The organism is Embleya sp. NPDC008237 (assembly GCF_042956465.1).
In the GTDB taxonomy this organism is placed as follows: Bacteria; Actinomycetota; Actinomycetes; order Streptomycetales; family Streptomycetaceae; genus Embleya.
In genome coordinates, this window is the sequence record NZ_JBIBGL010000002.1 from 532,957 (window position 1) to 553,088 (window position 20,132).

The 20,132-nt window shown below is 72.5% G+C and carries 15 protein-coding genes and 2 pseudogenes; 11 read left to right on the forward strand and 6 right to left on the reverse strand.

Going from position 1 to position 20,132, the window contains the following annotated elements; all coding sequences use genetic code 11:
* The first annotated feature begins 199 nt into the window (after positions 1-199).
* The 7 genes from ACFZBU_RS05515 (at position 200) to ACFZBU_RS05545 (ending at position 7,718) form a co-directional block, all read left to right on the forward strand.
* A complete protein-coding gene (locus ACFZBU_RS05515) occupies positions 200-1,453 on the forward strand; it encodes a sensor histidine kinase (protein WP_391582171.1) in 1,254 nt (417 codons plus the stop codon).
* Between the two features lie 11 nt (positions 1,454-1,464).
* Positions 1,465-2,100: a response regulator gene (locus tag ACFZBU_RS05520; RefSeq protein WP_391582445.1), complete on the forward strand. Its 636-nt coding sequence runs from the start codon at positions 1,465-1,467 to the stop codon at positions 2,098-2,100.
* 274 nt (positions 2,101-2,374) lie between these two features.
* The gene (locus ACFZBU_RS05525) at positions 2,375-4,435 is read left to right on the forward strand and encodes a hypothetical protein (RefSeq protein WP_391582172.1); all 2,061 of its coding nucleotides are present in this window, start codon (positions 2,375-2,377) and stop codon (positions 4,433-4,435) included.
* A gap of 230 nt (positions 4,436-4,665) precedes the next feature.
* Positions 4,666-5,589, forward strand: a complete 924-nt coding sequence (locus ACFZBU_RS05530; RefSeq protein ID WP_391582173.1) for an SPFH domain-containing protein — start codon at positions 4,666-4,668, stop codon at positions 5,587-5,589.
* An 8-nt stretch (positions 5,590-5,597) separates the two neighbouring features.
* On the forward strand, positions 5,598-5,942 hold the full coding sequence (locus tag ACFZBU_RS05535; RefSeq protein WP_391582174.1) for a hypothetical protein: 345 nt from the start codon (positions 5,598-5,600) through the stop codon (positions 5,940-5,942).
* Between the two features lie 47 nt (positions 5,943-5,989).
* The gene (locus ACFZBU_RS05540; RefSeq protein WP_391582175.1) at positions 5,990-6,652 is read left to right on the forward strand and encodes a GPP34 family phosphoprotein; all 663 of its coding nucleotides are present in this window, start codon (positions 5,990-5,992) and stop codon (positions 6,650-6,652) included.
* 31 nt (positions 6,653-6,683) lie between these two features.
* On the forward strand, positions 6,684-7,718 hold the full coding sequence (locus tag ACFZBU_RS05545) for a DMT family transporter (protein WP_391582176.1): 1,035 nt from the start codon (positions 6,684-6,686) through the stop codon (positions 7,716-7,718).
* Positions 7,719-7,734: 16 nt separating this feature from the next.
* Here the strand turns inward: ACFZBU_RS05545 and ACFZBU_RS05550 are convergent.
* From ACFZBU_RS05550 to ACFZBU_RS05560, 3 genes and pseudogenes are all read right to left on the reverse strand, one after another.
* Positions 7,735-8,136: pseudogene (locus ACFZBU_RS05550) on the reverse strand (class I SAM-dependent methyltransferase); the annotation flags it as partial.
* Positions 8,137-8,148: 12 nt separating this feature from the next.
* Positions 8,149-9,417 carry a YihY/virulence factor BrkB family protein gene (locus tag ACFZBU_RS05555; RefSeq protein WP_391582177.1) on the reverse strand — a complete coding sequence of 423 codons (1,269 nt, stop codon included), beginning with the start codon at positions 9,415-9,417 and terminating at the stop codon, positions 8,149-8,151.
* A 200-nt stretch (positions 9,418-9,617) separates the two neighbouring features.
* Positions 9,618-9,743: pseudogene (locus tag ACFZBU_RS05560) on the reverse strand (hypothetical protein); the annotation flags it as partial.
* Between the two features lie 237 nt (positions 9,744-9,980).
* Here ACFZBU_RS05560 and purB point away from each other — a divergent pair.
* Positions 9,981-11,423: an adenylosuccinate lyase gene (purB, locus tag ACFZBU_RS05565; protein WP_391582178.1), complete on the forward strand. Its 1,443-nt coding sequence runs from the start codon at positions 9,981-9,983 to the stop codon at positions 11,421-11,423.
* Positions 11,424-12,421: 998 nt separating this feature from the next.
* Positions 12,422-13,972, forward strand: a complete 1,551-nt coding sequence (locus ACFZBU_RS05570) for an ATP-dependent DNA ligase (protein ID WP_391582179.1) — start codon at positions 12,422-12,424, stop codon at positions 13,970-13,972.
* Between the two features lie 88 nt (positions 13,973-14,060).
* Here ACFZBU_RS05570 and ACFZBU_RS05575 read toward each other — a convergent pair whose 3' ends face one another.
* Positions 14,061-14,840, reverse strand: a complete 780-nt coding sequence (locus ACFZBU_RS05575; RefSeq protein ID WP_391582180.1) for an amidohydrolase family protein — start codon at positions 14,838-14,840, stop codon at positions 14,061-14,063.
* Between the two features lie 307 nt (positions 14,841-15,147).
* Here ACFZBU_RS05575 and ACFZBU_RS05580 point away from each other — a divergent pair, with 307 nt between their 5' ends.
* Positions 15,148-16,866, forward strand: coding sequence for an alkaline phosphatase D family protein (locus tag ACFZBU_RS05580; RefSeq protein WP_391582181.1), 1,719 nt, complete (start codon positions 15,148-15,150; stop codon positions 16,864-16,866).
* 198 nt (positions 16,867-17,064) lie between these two features.
* Here the strand turns inward: ACFZBU_RS05580 and ACFZBU_RS05585 are convergent, their stop codons facing one another.
* On the reverse strand, positions 17,065-18,078 hold the full coding sequence (locus ACFZBU_RS05585; RefSeq protein ID WP_391582182.1) for an NAD(P)-dependent alcohol dehydrogenase: 1,014 nt from the start codon (positions 18,076-18,078) through the stop codon (positions 17,065-17,067).
* A gap of 133 nt (positions 18,079-18,211) precedes the next feature.
* On the opposite strand from ACFZBU_RS05585, the gene ACFZBU_RS05590 reads away from it, so the two are divergent.
* Positions 18,212-19,021: a helix-turn-helix domain-containing protein gene (locus ACFZBU_RS05590; RefSeq protein ID WP_391582183.1), complete on the forward strand. Its 810-nt coding sequence runs from the start codon at positions 18,212-18,214 to the stop codon at positions 19,019-19,021.
* A gap of 118 nt (positions 19,022-19,139) precedes the next feature.
* On the opposite strand, the gene ACFZBU_RS05595 is transcribed toward ACFZBU_RS05590, so the two are convergent.
* Entirely contained in the window at positions 19,140-20,117 is a 978-nt protein-coding gene (locus tag ACFZBU_RS05595) for a ribonucleotide-diphosphate reductase subunit beta (protein WP_391582446.1), read from the reverse strand.
* Positions 20,118-20,132: the final 15 nt, after the last annotated feature.

Sequence of the window (20,132 nt, forward strand, 5' to 3'; positions counted from 1 at the left end):
CTTCCGAGGACTCGCCCGCGTCGACGAACCCGGCCGTCATCCGCTGTGCTCCCTCGGCTGCTTCGGAGTGGGCACCGCCCGGTTGCTGCGGTACCTCAAGACTGCGATGTCGAGGCGCCGTACCGGATCCCCCAACCGTGGAGACGGTCTCCCCCGGGCGGGGGAGGTCGCGCGCCCGACGACCCGGCAGGATGGCGGCATGCCCCGGATCGCGCCGCTTCGCACCTCGCTCGCCCGCTTCACCCGGCCGCTCGTCGCGGCCTCCACCTACACGCGGGCCTTCCACCTGTTCACGGCGCTGGCCCTGGGCGTTGCGGTCGCACTGGTGTATCCGGGCCTGGAGGGGGAGAGCGGGGCCGCCGACGCCTTCGCGCTGCTGGCCGTCCCGATCCCGATCCTGGTCGCCTTCGGGCTGCTCGCCGAGGCGCGTCGGTTCGAGGGGTTCCTGGCCCGACTGCTGCTGCGTCCCGGCGACGAGAGCGACATCGTGGTCACCCGGTCCCAGGGGTGGGCGGATCGATGGCGCACCGCACTGTGGCTGGTGCTGCGGGTCGAACTGGCCTGGCTCGGTCTCGCGCTCGCCGCCAACGCGGTGTTCGTGGGGATCGCGATGATCGCTTCGCCGGCCACGGACAGGGGCGTGACGTTCAGCGGCATCGCCTTCGCCGGTGGTGCCGGGCACTGGTGGCTCATCCCGCTGGGCCTGCTCGTCATCGTCGGGGCGCTCTACTACCTGGCCGGCGTGGGTTGGCTGCTCACCCGGCTCGGCACGAGATTGCTCGGGCCGTCCGCGAGCGAACGCCTCGCGATAGCCGAGCGTCGGACCGAGCAACTGCTCGAACACAATCGGCTCGCCCGCGAATTGCACGACTCGATCGGCCACGCGCTGTCGGTGACGGTGCTTCAGGCCGGCGCCGCCCGGCAATTGCTCGACAGCGATCCCGGCTTCGCGGATCGGGCGCTCGAAGCGATCGAGGAGACCGGCCGGCAGGCCCTGGAGGACCTGGAACGCATGCTGTTGTTGTTGCGGGAGGCGCCGGAGCCGGCCGCGCCCCGCCCCGGCCTGCCCGAGCTCAAGGTGCTCGTCGACGGCACGCGAGGCGCCGGGGCCTCGGTCGAGCTGCGGGTGTCGGGCCCCCTCGACGCGGTGCCGGCGGTGATCTCGCGCGAGGGCTACCGGATCGTGCAGGAGTCGCTCACCAACGTGCTGCGGCACGCGGGTCCGGTGCCGATCGACGTCACCGTCGCGGTGGATGACCACGACGTCGAGCTGACCGTGCTGAACAGCGTGCCCGCCGCGGGCACGGAGCAATCGGTGGTCGGCGCGGGCAGCGGCAGTGGGCTGCGCGGCATTCGCGAACGGGCCGCGCTGCTCGGCGGAGAGGCCACCGCGGGCGCCCAGGACGGCTGCTGGCGGGTGCATGTGCGCCTGCCCCTACGGTGGGCGTCGTGACGATCGCGATCATGCTGGTGGACGACGACGAACTGGTTCGGGCGGGACTACGGGCCATCCTGGGTGCGCAGCCCGACTTCGAGGTCGTGGGCGAGGCCGACGACGGCGCGGGCGTGCTCTCGCTGGTGCGCACGCTGCGCCCGGACGTGGTCGTGATGGACGTGCGGATGCCGCGCGTGGACGGGATCCAGGCCACCCGAGACCTGCTCGCCCATCTCGACCAGCCGCCCAAGATCCTGATCATGACCACCTTCGAGAACGACGAATACGTCTACGAGGCGCTGCGGGTGGGAGCGCACGGCTTCCTGCTCAAGCGGGCCCGTCCCGCGGAGATCACCGGCGCGGTGCGGGCGTTGGCCACCGGAGACTCCCTGCTGTTCCCGGCCAAGCTGCGCGCGTTGGTCGAGAGCCACGGGAAGACCGCCCGCGCCGACGCGGTGGCCCGGGCCAATCTGACCGAGCGCGAGGGCGACGTGCTGCGGGCGATGGCCCGGGGGCTGAACAACGCGGAGATCGCCGCCGAACTGTTCCTGGGCACCGAAACGGTCAAGAGCCATGTGAGCGCGGTGTTGGGCAAGTTGGGCGCCCGCGACCGTACCCAGGCGGTGATCGCCGCCTACGAGTCGGGTTTCGTGGGCCCCGGCTGAGCATGGCCTCGGGGCGGCTCGGCCGTGTCGGCCGGTTCGGCCGAGCCGGCCGGTCCGCTCGGTCCGGTCGAATTCGTCGGCCTGTTGACCGAGATCGGTCGATCCGGTCGTCGAGGCCGAGCGCATGTCCGATCGGTTCGGCCAAAAGGCGACATAAAAGAAGATGTTCGTACTATGTGTGACCCCTCTCGACGGTGCTCGTTGGCCATCGTGCGCATGGGCCCCGTACCGATTCGCGGGCGCCGGCCGAGGCGCGGCGAGAGGGGATCCACACATGCGACACGGTCGCGACGAGAGCACACCCGACCCGGCGACCCGATCCGACCCGAGCGGCACAGGTGCGCGTGCCCGCCGGAGCGACCGGAGCACCCGGGATCGGGCCCGGCAGGCCCGGGGAGATCTCGTCGCCGTGTGCCGACGCCGGCTGGACCAGGGGGCGGTGCGGCGCACCGAGGCCCTGGTGGTCGGGCGCTATCCCGAACTCGTCCGGCTCGCCTACCTGATCCTGCCGCCCGCCATGGAGCGCCACCGACGGGTGCTGGCCGCGCACGCCCTGGTCCAGGACGCGCTGCCGGGCCGACTGCGCGATCTCGGCCGCGGCCCGGGCGTCGCGGGCATGAGCGATGCCGACCTCGTCCGGCTGCGCATCGTGCGCGGAGCGCTGCGCCTGAACCGCTCCACGCGACGTCGGGCGCTGCTGCCGCAGGTCTGGGGCCTGCGGCTGTTCCCGCCGACCGGCGGCGCGGACGAACCGGCGATCGAGCAGGCACTCGGCCGACTGTCCGGCCCGGCCCGCGCGTTCTTCGTACTGCGCGTACTGGACGGCCTGGATCCCGTCGAGGTGAGCGAGTTCCTGCTCGCCGCCGGGGTCGAGGATGTCCTGGCCGCCGAGACCGAGGCGGATGCCGGTGCGCCGGAGCTGCGCCCGGCCGCACATTCGGACGTACCCGGATCAGTCCCCGACCTGCTGCGCGCCGACCCGTTCGACCCGTGCACCCTGCGGGCCACCCCCTCCGACCTGCTGCGCCGCCGGCGACGCCGGCACACCGCACTGGGCGTCCTGGCCTCGGCCACCGTGATCGCAACGATCGCCTGGTACGCGACCGGCGGTACCGACCCCTCGGCCGGCGACGGTGGCCGAGCCGACCGGGCCGCACCCGCCGCGCAGTCGGTCGGCGGTCCGCCCCGATCGATCCCGGCCGGAGCCTGGGTGGGCACGACCCGCCTCGACTTCGACGTGTGGTCCACCCGAGGGACCCGGGCCAGGGACGAGGCGTTGACCCGGCGCGCGGTGCGGGCCTGGACCGACCCCGCCGACGGCACCCCCGTCACGCTCGGCAAGGGCACCGCCGCCGGCCCGCCGACCGGCGCCCCCCGCCTGCTGTACGCGGGCGACGTCGCGGGGGCGACCGTCGTGCTCCTCGCCGACGGCACGCGTCTGGCCCGCTATACCGACGACCACGGCAGGCGCACCCTGGACGTCGCCGCGGCCGACGACTCGGACGAGCGTTCGGCCTCGGCCGTGGTGCTGCGCCGTGATCCGAGCGGCGTACGGATGTTGCTCGCGCCCTGGGTGGACGAGGCCGCGGTGCGGGACCTGCGTCGCCCCGAGGACAAGAGCAGGCCGCTGGCGATCACCGACGGCGTCACCGCCCCGATGCCCGACCTCGGTACGGCCGGGAAGGGCTGCGCCACCGTGCCCGTGCTCGAACTGCTGGCCGGGCGCGCCGCCGACAACCACCCCTATCTGCTCGCGGACCTGGGCGAACTGTCCGCGACGCACCTCACCTACATGCCGCCACCGGACTACGTCCACACCGGCCGGCCGGTCGAGGCCGCCTCCAGTGAACGCGCCCTCGGCGTGTGGTCGCGGACCGCATGCGCGCTGGACACGTTGCGCGGTCGGGGGCTGCGGCTGGTCAACAACTGGGAGTTCGCGCACTTCGACCTGCCCGAGGCGGCGGGGGAGGCGATGTGGTCCTGCCTGCACGCGTTCGACCGCACGGGCGGCGGCGACGTGGTGGTGCAGTTCCTGCCGCCCGGGGCGAGTGCGACCGGCGCGCAGACCGTCAACCGGCTCGCCGACTCGCCCGCGTGCAGTCGGTCCGGGAACGACATCGTCACCTCGACGTGGTGGCGCTCGCGGACCGGCGCCTGGTACCTGGTCGCGGCGGGCACGCGCGACGTGGTCAAGGTGACCGCGTCCGGCCCGGTCAGCGGCTCCGCCGACGCCCGCCAACTGGTGATCAAGGCCCCGCCCGGCACGCTTCCGCCGCCACCGGCGGCGCTGGTGGCCAACGTACGCAACGGCACCACGATCAAGACCCTGGGCTGACCACCGCACCCGGCGCGGCCGGCGGTGGTCGGCCCGCACCCGCCCGGCCCGCCCCGCGCACGCCCGGCCCGCACCCGCACCGCCGGGCCCGCACCCGCTTCCGCACGGCCCGCCCCGCACGTGCCCGCCCCAGCCGCATCGACGTAAGGATCGAGGTTTGTCCCTCGACATAAAGTGATATCACTTTGCTATGGTGGTGATGGCAAGCCAAACCGAGCGGGAGTGACCACATGAGCGATATCGGCACCGAGTCCATCGTGGAAATGCCGGCCCCCCAGGTCCGGGAGAAGGTGGTGACCGGCGTCTCCGGTCTGCCCGCGCTCGCGGTCGGGGTGCTCTTCGTCGGCGGCGGCATCGGGCTCACCATCTTCGGCGCCCTGCTGCACGACGGTGGGAAGGTCGCGGCCATCACCGCCGGCATCGTGATCATCGTCGCGTCGCTGTTCGCGCTCTGCGGTCTGACCACCGTGGCCCCCGGCGAGGCCCGGGTGCTCCAACTCTTCGGGCACTACAAGGGCACCGTGCGCACCGACGGCCTGCGCTGGGTGAACCCGTTCACCGACCGCACCAGGGTCTCCACCCGCATCCGCAACCACGAGACGCAGACCGCCAAGGTCAACGACAACGACGGCAACCCGATCGAGATCGCCGCGGTCGTGGTGTGGCAGGTCAAGGACACCGCGCAGGCCAAGTTCGAGGTGGACGACTTCGAGGAGTTCGTCGCGATCCAGACCGAGACCGCGGTGCGACACATCGCCAACAGCTACCCGTACGACGACCACGGCAACGGCGGCATGTCCCTGCGCGACAACGCCGACGAGATCACCGGCAAGCTCTCCGCGGAGATCGGCGCGCGGGTCGCCTCGGCCGGGGTCAGCGTGGTCGAGTCGCGGATCACCCGGCTCGCCTACGCGCCGGAGATCGCCCAGGCGATGTTGCGCCGCCAGCAGGCGGGCGCGGTGGTCGCCGCCCGGCAGCGGATCGTCGAGGGCGCGGTGGGCATGGTCGAACTCGCGCTGAACCGGCTGGAAGAGGGCGACCTGGTCGAGTTGGACGACGACCGGCGCGCGGCGATGGTCAGCAACCTGCTCGTGGTGCTGTGCAGCGACCAGGCCACCCAGCCGGTGGTCAACACCGGTTCCCTCTACGCGTAGCCGGCCCGGTGACCGAGCGCAAGAAGATCCTGCTTCGCCTGGACCCGGCGGTGCACGATGCGATCGCCAAGTGGGCCGCCGACGAACTGCGCAGCACCAACGCGCAGATCGAGTTCCTGCTGCGGCGCTCGCTGGGCGACGCGGGTCGGATGCCGGGCAACGCCGGTCGTCCGGCCCGCCGGGGCAGGCCCCCCAAGGCCGACCCCGCCGCCCGCCCGGTGTCCTCCGGAGCCGAACCCGAGTCCGATACCGAGCCCGGGGGAGGCGACGGTGGCGATCGAGACGATTCTGGCGGTGCCGGCCATCGTGGCCGCGGCGGTGGCGACACTGGCGACCTCGGTACCGCGCCGTGAGGACCGGCCCGAAGACGACGCGACGCCCTGGCGCCGAGGAGGTCGACGTGAACGTATCCCTGGAGGTCGACGTGAACGTGTCCCTGGCCCGGCGAGTGTTCCTGCTCGCCTACAGTCCCGAGCGGCAACGACTGCTGAGCCGAAGCAACCTGGGAGCCACCCTCCAGGCCGCTGCCCTGTACGACCTCTACGAACAGGGCCTGATCCGTGACGACGCCGGGAGGGTCACGGCGACCGCGCATCGGGGTGCCGCCGCACCGCACTGCGACCTGGCGGCCGACCTGCTGGCCAGGATCACCGCGAGCGAGCGGGCCCACCGGTGGCGCCACTGGGTCAAGAAGGGCGACCGGCAGGCCACCGGCCGCGTCGGTGCCGGCCTCGAACGCGAGCGGGTGATCAAGTGCGAGTCGCACCGGCTCCTGGGCATCGTCCCGGTCCGACGGATGCGGCTGCGCCAACCGCAACTGCGCACCGCCGCGACCAGGGCGATGTGGGACGCGCTCAAGCCGGGCCGGCCGGTGGCACGCGTGCCCGCGGCGGATGCGGCATTGGCCGCACTGGCCTACGAGGGCGAACTGCGGGTGGTGCTCGGCGGTCGGGAACGCCGGGCTGCCAAGGGCCGGATCCGTGAGCTGGAGGCGGACCTGGGCCCGGTGCCCGAGGCGCTGCGCAAGGTGGTCCGCGATCGCAAATCCACGCCCGGCGCCTGAATCGGCTTGACGATGTCCGTAGTGTCGAGGAATGACCTCCCGCACCACCCCCGACGCGACCCCGCGGGCGTTGCCCGCATTCGTCGACCGGCTGCTGCCGGGCGCACAGGGACGCTCGGTGTTGCTGGTGCTGGCGAGTGCGTGCTCGATCCAGTTCGGCGCGGCGTTCGCCGCCCGGCTGTTCCCCTACGTGGGACCCGCCGGCGCGGTCACACTGCGGCTGGTCCTGGCGGCGAGCATCCTGCTGGCCTTCGCCCGGCCGCGGCTGCGCGGGCGCACCCGGGCGGACTGGCTCGTGGTGGTCGGCCTGGGCGTGATGTTCGCGGGCATGAACATGTTCTTCTACGAGGCGATCGACCGGCTGCCGCTCGGCCCGGCGGTCACGCTGGAGTTCCTCGGGCCGCTCGGCCTGGCCGTGGTGTTGTCCCGCCGGTTGCGCGACATGACCTGGATCGTGCTCGCGGCCGTCGGGGTGCTGCTCCTGGGCCGCGGCGGGTTCAGCGGCCTGGACCCGGTCGGTGTCGCGTTCGTGATGGCGGCGGCGGCCTGCTGGGCGGGCTACATCGTGGTCGCCTCGAAGATCTCCAAGCGCTTCGACGGCGTCGATGGTCTGGCGCTCGGCTTCGCGGTGGCCGCGGTGCTGGTCACCCCGTTCGGCGTGGCCACGGCCGGGAGCGCGCTTCTGGAGCCCGAGGTGCTCGGGCTGGGCGCGTGTGTCGCGCTGCTGTCCTCGGCGCTCCCGTACAGCTTCGAGATGCTTGCGATGAAGCATCTGACGCCGGCGACGTTCGGGCTGCTGGCCAGCCTGGAACCCGCCGTGGCGGCGATCGCCGGATTCCTCGTGCTGCACCAGTCGCTCGTGCCGATCCAGGTCGCGGGCATCGCGCTGGTGGTGATCGCCAGCGCCGGGGTCACCGTGGCCCAGTCGCCTCGGCGGGTTCGGGAGAGGTCCGATACAGCCGGGCCCGAGCCCGATCCACGACCAGTTCCCGGCGCAGGTGCCATCCCCACTCCGGCCGCAGCACCGGACGCTTGTGTGGAGTCACCAGCACGAACGCGGTCGTGACCTCGGTCAGCGCGTAGGCCAGCGCGGGCAGACGGGATTCGGCGAGCAGGTGCAGTGCGTAGCTGCACACCACGAGCGAGTAGGTCCGGCCCGCCAGCGCGCCCGCCGCGATCTCCTCGAAGCGCAGCGCCTCGGCGGGCATCCCGGTCCGCTCGCGGTAGGCGACGCCCGTGTACGGATCGATGCCCGAGATCTCGCGTGCACCGAGCTCGCGCAGCGCGAGGGTGGCCTCGCCGCTGCCGCAGGCCAGGTCGAGCACGCGGTCGAGGAGCCTCGGTTCGGCCGCCACCGGCTCCGCCAACGCCTCGGCCAGCACCGCCCGCACTCGCGGCTCGTGCGGGTTGCGGTACCGCGCGCCGTGTGTGGCGTAGAAGCCCTCGGCGCCCAGTTCTTCGTAGGCGGGCCGGATCTTGTCCATGCCCTCGATTGTCTACTCTTCGCTCTCCCGCTCCGCCTTCGGCGTACGACCGAACCGGAACCATCGCTTCCAGGCACCCTTCGGCTTGGGCGCGTTGCGCATCTGCACGTACGGCTCCAGGGTCGGCGGGTGGCCGCCGGCGATCGCCCGGGCCCGCTCGATCTCGGCGTTGTACTCGGCACCGAGCAGGATCGCCATGTTGGTCAACCACAGCCAGATCAGGAACACGATCACCGCGGCGAGCGTGCCGTAGGTCTTGTTGTACGTGCCGAAGTTGGCCACGTAGTAGGCGAACGCGGCGGAGAAGACGGCCCACAGCAGCACCGCCAGCACGCCGCCGGGAGTGATCCAGCGAAAGCCCTGTTTGGCGTTCGGCGCGGCCCAGTACAGCAGCGCGAACAGGAAGTTGACCACCACGATCAGCACCGGCCACTTCGCGTAGTCCCACAGCAGCACGCCCGCCTCGCCCACCCCCAGCGCGTGTCCGGCCTGCTTGGCCAGCGAGCCGGTGAACACCACCGCGATCGCGCAGATCGACAGCAGCAGCAGCGTCACCACGGTGACCGCGACCCGGGTGGGCACCGTCTTCCACAGCGGCCGGCCCTCGGGCACGTCGTAGATGGTGTTGCACGCGCGCATGAAGGCGGCGACGTAGCCGGACGCCGACCACAAGGCCAGGCCCAGGCCGGCCAGTGCGAGCGGGCCGGCCGTGCCGCGGCTGTGTTCGAGGTTCTGGATCGCGTTGATCACGATCTGATGCGTCTCGGTGGGCGCCACGCTCTGCACGTTCTCGGTCAGCGCGTCGGTGGCCGAGCGACCGGCCAGACCGACCAGCGAAACCACGACCAGCAGCGCCGGGAAGATCGACAGCACGCTCTGATAGGTGAGCGCGGCGGCCCAGATGTTGAGGTCGTCCTCCTTGAACTCGCGGATCGTGCGCCAGGCGGCCTTGAACCACGACGACTTGGGAAGGTCGCTCGGGCGCTCCGGGAGGCGCGCGGGGTCCGGTGCTCGCTCGGCGGCGCCCTCGGCGGTGTCCGCGCTGCCGGGTCCGGTCTTGCCGAGGTCCACCGCGTCGGCGGGCGGCTGCTCGGACGTCGGGCGGTCGGTCGCGCGCGGGCCGGGGACCTTTTTGGTCCGCTCCGCGGCCGGGTCGGATGTGCCGGGCGGCTCGGTGTCCGCGGCCGGCCGACTGCCGTCGCCACGCAGCGCACGGGCGGTTCGCTCCTCACGCTCGGCTCGTGCCTTGCGCGCGTTTCGTGCGTCCTGCCACTTGCCCATGTGCCGGCCCCCAACGTCGTCCCGCGATGGCCGGCGTCTACCCGGCGGTGGTCGGCACATGCGGTGCGGCACACGGGTTGTGACGCGGCGTCAGCGCCGCGGCGCGGACATGATCGAAGCGACGCCGGCCGGGCGGACGGTTGCCCTTCGGCGAGATCGCGGCGGTCCGGGCGGAAACCGTCCACGGCCGTCCCCCACGCGAGTGAACCCGCGACGAGGACACCGCCGTAAGCGGCCGGGTTCCGGCCCAAGTCGGATCCGGCCGGAGGGTGACCATGAAGCCGTGGATGCCCAGCACGATCGTCCCGAGGCCGGCCGGTCACCACGGGCGATGCTCGCCTACGGACTGCCGGACCAGCCGGGCGCCGCCGATCTCGGCGAGGCCGGCGAGCACGAACAGGACGAGCGAGCGCGCGACGATCACGGGCGTACGTCGGGGCCGCGTCGGAAGCGGGGAAAAGCACGCTCGCGGACGGTCGCGGGCGCGCGCGGGCAGGCGCCGCGGGGCGCGAACCCGGACGTACGTCGTGGGCGGCTGCGACGGCTCGGTAAACTCGCCGCTCGTGACGTCCCAGCCTGTGCGCAAGCCCCGCATTCCGAACGTTCTGGCCAACCGCTACGCCTCCCCGGCGCTGGCCACGCTGTGGTCCCCCGAGCACAAGGTGGTGCTGGAGCGCCGCCTGTGGCTCGCGGTCCTGCGTGCCCAGGCCGACCTGGGCATCGAGGTGCCCGAGGGTGCGGTCGCCGACTACGAGCGGGTGATCGACCAGGTGGACCTCGCCTCGATCGCCGAGCGCGAGCGGGTCACCCGGCACGACGTCAAGGCCCGGATCGAGGAGTTCAACGCCCTCGCCGGCCACGAGCACGTGCACAAGGGCATGACCTCGCGCGACCTGACCGAGAACGTCGAGCAGTTGCAGATCCGCTCGTCGCTGGAACTGATCCGCGACCGCGTGGTGGCTCTGCTGGTACGACTGGCCGAACTGTCCGCGCAGCACGCCGAGCTGGTCATGGCGGGCCGCTCGCACAACGTCGCCGCGCAGGCCACCACGCTGGGCAAGCGGTTCGCCTCGGCGACCGACGAACTGCTGGTCGCCTACCACCGGCTCGACGACCTGATCACCCGTTACCCGCTGCGCGGCATCAAGGGTCCGGTGGGCACCGCGCAGGACATGCTCGACCTGCTCGGCGGCGACGAGGACAAGCTGGCCGAGTTGGAGGGGCGCGTCGCGGCGCACCTGGGCTTCGAGCACGCGTTCGTCTCGGTCGGCCAGGTCTACCCGCGCTCGCTGGACTACGACGTGGTCACCGCCCTGGTGCAGCTGGCCGCGGCGCCGTCGTCGCTGGCCAAGACGATCCGGCTGATGGCCGGGCACGAACTGGTCACCGAGGGCTTCCAGCCCGGCCAGGTCGGCTCGTCCGCGATGCCGCACAAGATGAACACGCGCTCGTGCGAGCGGGTGAACGGCTTCACGGTGATCCTGCGCGGCTACGCCTCGATGGTCGGCGAGCTGGCGGGCGACCAGTGGAACGAGGGCGACGTGTCCTGCTCGGTGGTGCGTCGGGTCGCGCTGCCGGACGCGTTCTTCGCCTTCGACGGCCTGATCGAGACGTTCCTGACCGTGCTGGAGGAGTTCGGCGCGTTCCCCGCCGTGGTCGCCCGCGAGCTGGACCGTTACCTGCCGTTCCTGGCCACGACCAAGGTGCTGATGGCCGCGATCCGCGGCGGCGTGGGGCGCGAGGCCGCACACGAGGTGATCAAGGAGCACGCGGTCGCCTCCGCGCTGGCACTGCGCGAGGGCGTCGAGCGCAACGAACTGCTCGACCGGCTGGCCGCCGACGAGCGGCTGCCGCTGGACCGCGCGGCGCTGGACACGCTGCTCGCCGACCGCCTGTCCTTCACCGGCGCGGCGGCGGCCCAGGTGGCCGAGGTGGTCCGACGCGTGGAAACGGTCGCCGCAAAGCACCCGGAGGCGGCGAAGTACCGCCCGGGCGCAATCCTGTAGCCCCGCGGCCGAACGACCGCTGCGCCGGGCCGGGACACGGGGGCTTGCCCCGCATCCCGGCCCGGCGCCGGTCCGGCGCCCGGATCCGACGGCGACAGCACGGTCGACGCACCCGGCCGAACCCGCCCTCGCCCTTGTACCGCCGCCCCGCGAAGCCCGACATCAAGGGCAACCCTCAACCCACACCACCCACCGCGGCGGGCCACCCGCCACGCTCGCGGTGTCGTGCTTGCCGCGTGACGAGGGTTGCGTCCGCGTCGCCACGGGGCGCTGCGCCCGCCGTGTCGTGCTCGCGCCGTTACGCGGGTTGCGCCCGCGTCGCCGTCGGTGCTGTGCTCGCCCCACCAAGTGCGCTGCGCTCGCCGTACCTTGCCACGCTTGCCGTGCCGTGCTTGCCTCGCGCGCTGTGCCCAGGCCGCGCCCGCCCGCTGCTCCGGCCCGCCCGCTCTGCTCCGGCACCTGCTTCGCCGTGCTTGCCCCACCCGCCCCGTTCCGCCGTTGCGGCCACCCGCTCCGCGTGCCCGCTTCGCATCGCCGAGCGGGGCCCTCGCGTGGCTACGCCAGGGCCCGCTCGCTCCGCTTCGTGGCCCTCACCCCACCCGCCTTGCCCATTCCGCCGCGCCCGTTGCCCTCGCCCGGCCCGCCTCGCCTCGCCCGCCTCGTCTTGCCCCGCCGCACTCACCCCGTGCGCTGCGCCCGCTCCGTTTGCCCGCATGCCCCGTTCCGCCGCGCCCGTCCCGTGCGTCGCTCGCTGCCTCTGCCCCGCCCGCTCCGTGCGCTGCGCCCGCTCCGCAGCGCCTCGCGTGCCCCGTTTCGCCCTGCTCGTCTTGGCGTGCTCGCTTCGCCGGTTTCGGCCGTTCGGTCCGCGTGTGTGTTTCGCTTCGGCTCGTTTGCGCCCTGCCGCGTGTTTCGGGGATCGGCCGGATGGGTGTCGGGGGCATGAGTGAGGGTGGGTGGGGCGATGGTCGGGGGAGGCGTTCGGTGTGAGGAGTCGTGGCGTGGGGTCGCTGTTGTTTCATGAGGTGGCCGTCGTGTCGCGGGAGATCGCGGGCGAGGCCGGGCGGACCGCGAAGGCGGAGTTGGTGGCCGGGTGTCTGCGGCGGGCGGATCCGGCGGAGGCGACCGTGCTGGTGGCCTACCTCGCGGGCGCGCTCACCCAGCGGCAGATCGGCGTCGGGCCCGCCGCGTTGCGCGAGTTGCCGGAACCGGCCGACACACCGTCGCTGACCCTGCTGGAGGTGGACACCGCGCTGGAGGCGGTCGGCACCACCACCGGTGCCGGTTCGCAGGCCGCGCGACGGGCCCTGATCGAGGCGCTGTTCGTCCGGGCCACCGCGGTCGAGCAGCGGTTCCTGACCGGGTTGTTGGTCGGCGAGGTGCGGCAGGGCGCGCTGGACGGGGTGATGGCGGAAGCCGTCGCGCGGGCCGCCGAGGTGCCGGTGGCGGCGGTTCGTCGAGCGCTGATGTTGCGCGGCGCCGCCGGCCCGGTGGCCGCCGCGGCGCTCACCGGCGGCAAGGCCGCACTCGCCGCCTTCACCCTGCAGGTGGGCCACCCGGTGCGCCCGATGCTGGCCGCCTCCGCACCGGACGTGTCCGCCGCGCTGGCCAAGCTGCGGGCCAAGAACCCCGATGCCAGGGTCGCGCTGGAATGGAAGATCGACGGCATCCGCGTGCAGATCCACCGCGACGGCGAGCATGTCGCGGTGTTCACCCGCAGCCTGGACGACATCACCACGCGCGTCCCGGAGTTGGTCGAGGCCGTGCGCGCGCTGCCGGTGCACACCGCGGTACTGGACGGGGAGGCGATCGCGCTGCGCCCGGACGGCCGACCGCACCCGTTCCAGATCACCGCGTCCCGGACCGGCACCCACGACGCCGCGCGGCTGCGGGCCGAGACGCCGTTGACGGTGTACCTGTTCGACGTGTTGCACGTGGACGGCACGGACCTGATCGATCGGCCCGGAGCCGAGCGCTGGGCCGCGCTCGAAGCGCTCGCGCCGGCCGAGTTGCTGGTACCCCGATTGCTCACGGGGAACGATGCCGCCGCCGACACGTTCTTCGCCGACGCGGTCGCGCGCGGGCACGAGGGTGTGGTGGTCAAGTCGCTGGATACCCCCTACACGGCGGGTCGGCGCGGCGCCGGGTGGGTCAAGGTCAAGCCGCGGCACACCCTCGACCTGGTGGTACTGGCCGCCGAGTGGGGCCACGGACGCCGCCGCGGGACGCTGAGCAATCTGCATCTGGGCGCGCGGGACCCGGCCGGGGACGGTTTCGTGATGCTCGGCAAGACATTCAAGGGGCTCACCGACGAACTGCTCGCGTGGCAGACCGAGCGGTTGCAGGAATTGGCCGTTCGTCGGGACGACTGGACGGTGTGGGTGCGGCCCGAACTCGTGGTCGAGATCGCCTTCGACGGGTTGCAGACCAGTACCCGCTATCCGGGCGGGCTGGCGCTGCGGTTCGCCCGCGTGCTGCGCTATCGCGAGGACAAGACGGCGGCCGAGGCGGACGACATGGACACCGTCCGGGCGCTGGCCTCGGGCAACTGAGCCCGGAAACGGACCGGGCCGCGAGGGCGGACCGAGCCCGGCGATCGCATCGGGCCCGGCGATCGAACCCGGCGCCCGGGCCGGTCGGTCAGTCGGGTGTGGGCGCCGCGATTCGGCGTGGGTGGTAGAGGGCCTGCGCGTTGTCGTGCAGTACGGCGTCGGCCAGGTCCGGGCCGACCGTCTCGGCGATCAGGTCGAGATCGGTGTCGCGGAACGGCCTGGCCGCCCGGGTGGAGGGCAGGTCGGTGCCGGCCAGGAGCGCATGCGGGGCGACGGCGAGCACGGCCCGCAGTGCGGCGGGGACGTCCAGGTCGACCCGGCCGAAACCGGTGGCCTTGACGTAGGCCCCGCGCTCGACCAGGCGCAGCAGGTGTGGCAGGCCCTCTCGGGACAGGCCCAGGTGGTCGATGCTCAGCTTCGGCAGCGCGGTCAGAGCGGGCGGCAGATCGGGCAGGTCGCGGGCGTCGATGTACAGCTCGGCATGCCACCCGACCAGGTCGTACACGCGATGGGCGAGGCGAGCCGACTGCTCGATCCGCGCGGAGCCGCCCCGACGGATGTTGAACCGGACCGCGCGTACGCCCGCCGCGTCCAGCTCCCGAATCGTGTGGTCCGCGACGGTCGCCGGTAGTTGCAGCACGCCGACGAAGCCCGCACCGAGCCGGCGCAGCGCGTCGAGCAGATACGTGCGGTCGAAGCCCTGGAACGAACCGGACACCACGGCGCCACCGGTGACGCCGAGGGACGCGACCCGGGCGAGGTAGTCGGCGACGGTGAAGGTCGGCGGCAGATAGCCGTGATCGGCGACGAGCGGGAAGCGCGGGTCGACGATGTGCAGATGCGCGTCGAACATCGGACGGTCGAACACCGGAGGGTCGACCGTCGGACGGTCGGGGACCGCCCGGTCGCTCGGGTTCGGCGCCGCGGGGGACGGTTCGGACACGACACGGCCTCCGATGCGGTTCGGGACGGCCCGAAAACGACCCGAAAACGGCTCCGGCACCTGCTCGGGCACGCCGCATACCGTAGCGGCTCGCGGACGCGTTGCACCGCAACGGCCGCAGAAGCCGCATACCGTATCCGAGAGTCCGCGGGCAGGGCGAGTATTGGTGCCGACTTCCCGGGCAGGCACCTGCCACGGAAGGCGTCGACGAGGGTGGGGAGGGCCGAGGACGATGGCCGAGTTGCTGCTCGGTCCCGTGCTGCGGCACGTGGATCGTACGAGTGCCACCGTGTGGGTGGAGACCGACGCGCCGTGCGTGGTGACCGTGGCGTGCGAGGACGGCGTGGCCGAGGCCGCCACCTGGAAGGTGTTCGGGCACCACTACGTGCTGGTGGTGCTCGAAGGGCTCACGCCGGGACGGTCGCGGGAATACCGGGTGCTGCTGGACGGGCGGGTGTGCTGGCCGCAGGAGAACTCGACCCAGCCGCCGAGCGTGGTGCGCACCGCCTCGGACGAGGGCGAGGCGGAGCGGGATCTGAACGTGGTGTTCGGGTCCTGCCGCTGGTCGAGTCCGCCGAGCACCGAGGAGGGCGAGGAGCGCCGGATGGATCCGGACGCCCTCGACACCCTCGCCCGCCGGCTGATGCGCTCGCCGGACGAACCGCTGCCGGACGCGCTGCTGTTGCTCGGCGATCAGGTGTACGCGGACGAGACCTCGCGTGCGATGCAGAACCAGCTAGCGCGGCGGCGTGACCTGAGCAAGGCGCCGGGGCCGCAGATCGCCGACTTCGAGGAGTACACGCTGCTCTATCACGAGTCGTGGTCCGATCCGCAGATCCGCTGGTTGTTGTCGACCGTGCCGAGCGCGATGATCTTCGACGACCACGACGTGATCGACGACTGGAACACCTCGCACGCGTGGCGCACCGACATGGCCGCGACCGACTGGTGGTCCGAGCGGATCGCGGGCGCGCTCGCGTCGTACTGGATCTATCAGCACCTGGGCAACCTGGACCCGGCCGCGTTGGCGCGCGACGAACTGTTCGCGGCCGTCCGGGCGGCGGCGCCGGGCGAGGACGTCGGGCCGTTGCTGCACGAGTTCGCGCTGCGGGCGGACGCGGAGGCGGAGGGCAAGGCGACCACCCGGTGGAGCTTCCGACGCGACTTCGGCCGTACCCGGCTGCTGATGATCGACTCGCGCGCGGGCCGGGTGTTGACCGGGGACGGCCGGGCGATGATCGGTGCGGACGAGCTGGCCTGGATCACCGAGCAGGCGGACGAGGGCGGCTACGACCACCTGTTGATCGGCACCTCGTTGCCCTGGCTGCTGCCGCACGGCATCCACGACCTGGAGTCGTGGAACGAGGCGCTGTGTGCGGGCGCCCGGGGACCGCGGGTGGCGGAATGGAGCGAGCGGCTGCGGCGGGCCGGCGACCTGGAGCACTGGGCCGCGTTTCGTGAGTCGTTCGCGGCGTTGTCCGCGCTGCTCGGCCGGATCGCACTGCACGGGCCCCGGTCGGGTGGACCGGTGCCGGCGACCGTGTGCGTGTTGTCCGGGGACGTGCACCACGTGTACGCGGCCGAGGTGCATTGGCTCGTCCCGGGGGAGGGTCCGCGAGCCGGGGATGATCCGGGCGAGTCGGCCCGGGTCTACCAGCTGACCTGCTCGCCGGTGCACAACTCGGTGCCGCCGGCGATTCGGATCGGTTTCCGGTTCGGCTGGGGACGCATCGCGACCCGACTGGGGCACGTGCTGGCCCGGCACGCGCGGCTGTCCCCGCTGCCGGTCGAGTGGACGAAGCTGGGTGGCCCGTGGTTCGGCAACCACCTGATGACGCTCACGCTGCGGGGCCGCCGGGCCGACCTGTCACTGGAGCGCGCCGAGGGCGGCCGACGAGGCCGCGCAGCGCACCTGCGCCGAGTGGGCCGGGCCGCACTGCGGGAGCAGTGAGCACCCGGCCGTCCCGGCACAGGCGGAGGGGCGGCGGGTCTTCCCGGCCGGCGCCCTGCTCCCGGGTGGTGCTCCCCGCCGGCCGGGGCCCCTCGCGAGGGTTGCCGTGCCGCCAAGCGGTCCCTGCCCCGGGCGGTACGTGCTCGGGGACGGTGCCGCGCCCCTGAGCGGCCCCTCCCGCCGCCGGGGCGCACGTGCTCAGCGGTGTCCGATCACGACATTGCCCACGAAGCCGCCCTTGCGGTGGTAGCGCAGCGCCTCCGGGACCTCGTCGAAGGAGAACTCGCGGTGGATCGGCGGGCGCAGCCGCGCGGCCGCCACCGCTCGGTTCAACGCCTCGAACTGCGCGCGGCTGCCCACCGCGAGCGGACGCAGCACGGCGCCCGCGTTGAACAGGGCCGACGCGGAGGGTGATGCGTCGGGGGTGTCCGCGCCCAGCCAGTGTCCGACGAAGGCGATCTCGCCGCCGAGCGCGGTCGCCGCGAGCGACTGGGCCAGGTTGCCCGCGACGTCGACGACCCGGTCGACGCCGCGTCCGCCGGTCACCCGCCGCACCTGCTCGCCCCAGCGCGGATGCTCGCGGTAGTCGACCACCTCGTCCGCACCCAGCGCACGCAGCCGCGCCGCCTTGTCCGGGCTCGACGTGGTGGCGATCACCCGCGCGCCGAACACCTTGGCGAGCTGCACCGCGAACAGCGACACGGCGCCGGTGCCGAGCGTCAGCACGGTCTCGCCGGGCAGCAGCGGCCGACTCCCGGTCAGCGCGTTCCACGCCGTCACCGCGGTCAGCGGGAAGGCGGCGGCCTCCTCGAAGGACAGGTGTTCGGGGACGGGTACGAGCGCCTGCTCGCCGACCACCGCGAACTCGGTCAGCATCCCGTCCCGCGAACTGCCCAACTGCGCGGCGTAGTCGAGCGCGAACGGCCCGTCGATCCAGTCCGGGAACACGGTCGCGGCCACCCGGTCGCCGAGCCGGACCCGGGTGACGCCCGCGCCGATCGCGACCACCTCGCCGACCCCGGCGCAGCCCGGGATCGTGTCGGGCAGCACCGGCAGCGGGTAATCGCCGTCCAGGACCAGCAATTCGCGCAGGCTGAGCGAGGTCGCCCGAACCCGGACGAGTACCCGACCGGGACCCGGCTCCGGTTGTTCGTGTTCGCGGATCGTGATGCCCTCGATGCCGGCGCCGGGCCGCAGGTGGTAGCTCTTCACCGGGTTTCCTTCCTCGACCGATCGGCCCACCCCGTTCGGCGGGCCATGGCAACGATCATGTGACCGGCGTCGGAGCCGGACAATTCCCCCGAGGGAATTGCCGGGGATACCCTCGGCTGCCTAGAACTGCCTCATGAGCACGACGACGACCCGGCTCCACGGCCCGGATTTCCCCGCCGAGTTGCGGCGCTGGCGCACCGCCCGGCGACTGAGCCAACTCGAACTGGCCGCCCGCGCGGAGACCTCCCAACGGCATCTCAGCTTCATCGAGAGCGGCCGATCGCGCCCCGGCCGAACCATGATCATCCGACTCGCCGAGTCGCTCGGCCTGTCCCTGCGCGAGCGCAACGCGCTGCTGCACACCGCCGGATACGCGCCGGTCTTCCCCGAATCGGACCTGGACGCGCCGATGTTGCGCCCGGTCCACGACGCGCTGCGTGCGGTGCTCGAAGGCCACCTGCCCTACCCGGCGATGGTGCTGCGCCCGTACGGGCGGATCGTCGCCGCGAACGCGGCGATCGACGTGCTGACCGAAGGAGCGTCCGCGGAGCTGCTCCGCGCCCCGATGAACATGCTGCGGCTGATGCTGCATCCCGAGGGCATGGCACCGCGCGTGCGGAACCTGAACGCGTGGGGCCACCACGTACTGGAGAACATGCGCGCCCAGGCGCTGCGCAGCCCGGACCCGCTGCTGGACGCCTTCATCGAGGAACTGCGCGGCTACGTCCCGGATGCCGAACTGGGCCCCGACCACCTGGGCTTCGCGGTTCCGCTCCGCCTTCGCGACCCCGACGGCCCGGGCGAACTGCGCCTGCTGACCACGCTGACCTCCTTCGCCACGGCCACCGATGTCACCCTCGCCGAACTGCACCTGGAGGCATTCCTCCCCGCCGACGAGGCCACGGCCGCGGCATTGCGCCGCCGGGCGGCCGAACGCTCGTGAGCGAAGCCCGTTCCCCCTACCGCCGGCGCGTCGGCCGCACGGCGGGAGAACGCGAAACCGCCGTGCCGTCCCGGAAGGGGGACGGCACGGCGGCCTCGTCGAGCACGACGCCTCGGGCTCAGAAGTCCTCGTCGAAGGACACCGAGCCGGTGACCGCGACCTGGTAGGCGGAGACCCGCCGCTCGAAGAAGTTCGAGAGTTCCTGTACGTCCTGGAGCTCCATGAATCCGAACGGGTTCGCCGAGCCGTAGACCGGGGCCATGCCCAGCTGGGCCAGCCGGCGGTCGGCCACGTGCTCCAGGTAGGAGCGCATGTCCGTGACCGTCATCCCGGACACGCCGCCCTGGAGCAGGTCCTCGGCGAACGCCGTCTCCGCCTCGACCGCCTCGGCCAGCATGCGCCGGACGTCCTCGGCGAGTTCGTCGTCGAACAGGTCGGGCTCCTCGGCCCGCACCGTCTCCACCACGGCGAAGGCGAAGTCCATGTGTGCCGACTCGTCGCGGAAGACCCAGTTGGTCCCCGAGGCGAGCCCGTTGAGCAGGCCGCGCGAGCGCAGGAAGTACACGTAGGCGAAGGCGCCGTAGAAGAACAGGCCCTCGATGCACGCCGCGAAGCAGATCAGGTTGAGCAGGAACTGCCGCCGGTCCTCCCGCGATTCGAGCCGGTCCAGGCCCATCGCCGAGTCGATCCAGCGGAAGCAGAACTCCGCCTTGCGCCGGATCGACGGGATGTGCTCGACCGCGGCGAACGCCTGCTCGCGCTCCTCGTGGTCGGGCATGTAGGTGTCGAGCAGGGTCAGGTAGAACTGCACATGGACGGCCTCTTCGAAGAGTTGCCGCGACAGGTACAACCGGCCCTCGGGCGAGTTGATGTGCCGGTACAGGTTCAGCACCAGGTTGTTCGCCACGATCGTGTCACCGGTCGCGAAGAACGCGACCAGGCGCTGCACGAGGTGCCGCTCCGCCGGGCTGAGCTTGTCCAGGTCGGCCAGGTCGCTGTGCAGGTCGACCTCTTCGACCGTCCACGTGTTGCGGATCGCCGCGCGGTACTTCTCGTAGAAGTCCGGATACCGCATCGGGCGCAGCGTGAGGTTCATTCCGGGATCGAGCAG

What these genes read in the sequence shown, in the direction of transcription:
- ACFZBU_RS05515 (WP_391582171.1), top strand. Translation starts at nt 200, where the DNA reads ATGCCCCGGATCGCGCCGCTTCGCACCTCGCTCGCCCGCTTCACCCGG.
- ACFZBU_RS05520 (WP_391582445.1), top strand. Translation starts at nt 1,465, where the DNA reads ATGCTGGTGGACGACGACGAACTGGTTCGGGCGGGACTACGGGCCATC.
- ACFZBU_RS05525 (WP_391582172.1), top strand. Translation starts at nt 2,375, where the DNA reads ATGCGACACGGTCGCGACGAGAGCACACCCGACCCGGCGACCCGATCC.
- ACFZBU_RS05530 (WP_391582173.1), top strand. Translation starts at nt 4,666, where the DNA reads ATGAGCGATATCGGCACCGAGTCCATCGTGGAAATGCCGGCCCCCCAG.
- ACFZBU_RS05545 (WP_391582176.1), top strand. Translation starts at nt 6,684, where the DNA reads ATGACCTCCCGCACCACCCCCGACGCGACCCCGCGGGCGTTGCCCGCA.
- ACFZBU_RS05555 (WP_391582177.1), bottom strand. Translation starts at nt 9,417, where the DNA reads ATGGGCAAGTGGCAGGACGCACGAAACGCGCGCAAGGCACGAGCCGAG.
- ACFZBU_RS05580 (WP_391582181.1), top strand. Translation starts at nt 15,148, where the DNA reads ATGGCCGAGTTGCTGCTCGGTCCCGTGCTGCGGCACGTGGATCGTACG.
- ACFZBU_RS05590 (WP_391582183.1), top strand. Translation starts at nt 18,212, where the DNA reads ATGAGCACGACGACGACCCGGCTCCACGGCCCGGATTTCCCCGCCGAG.
- ACFZBU_RS05595 (WP_391582446.1), bottom strand. Translation starts at nt 20,117, where the DNA reads ATGAACCTCACGCTGCGCCCGATGCGGTATCCGGACTTCTACGAGAAG.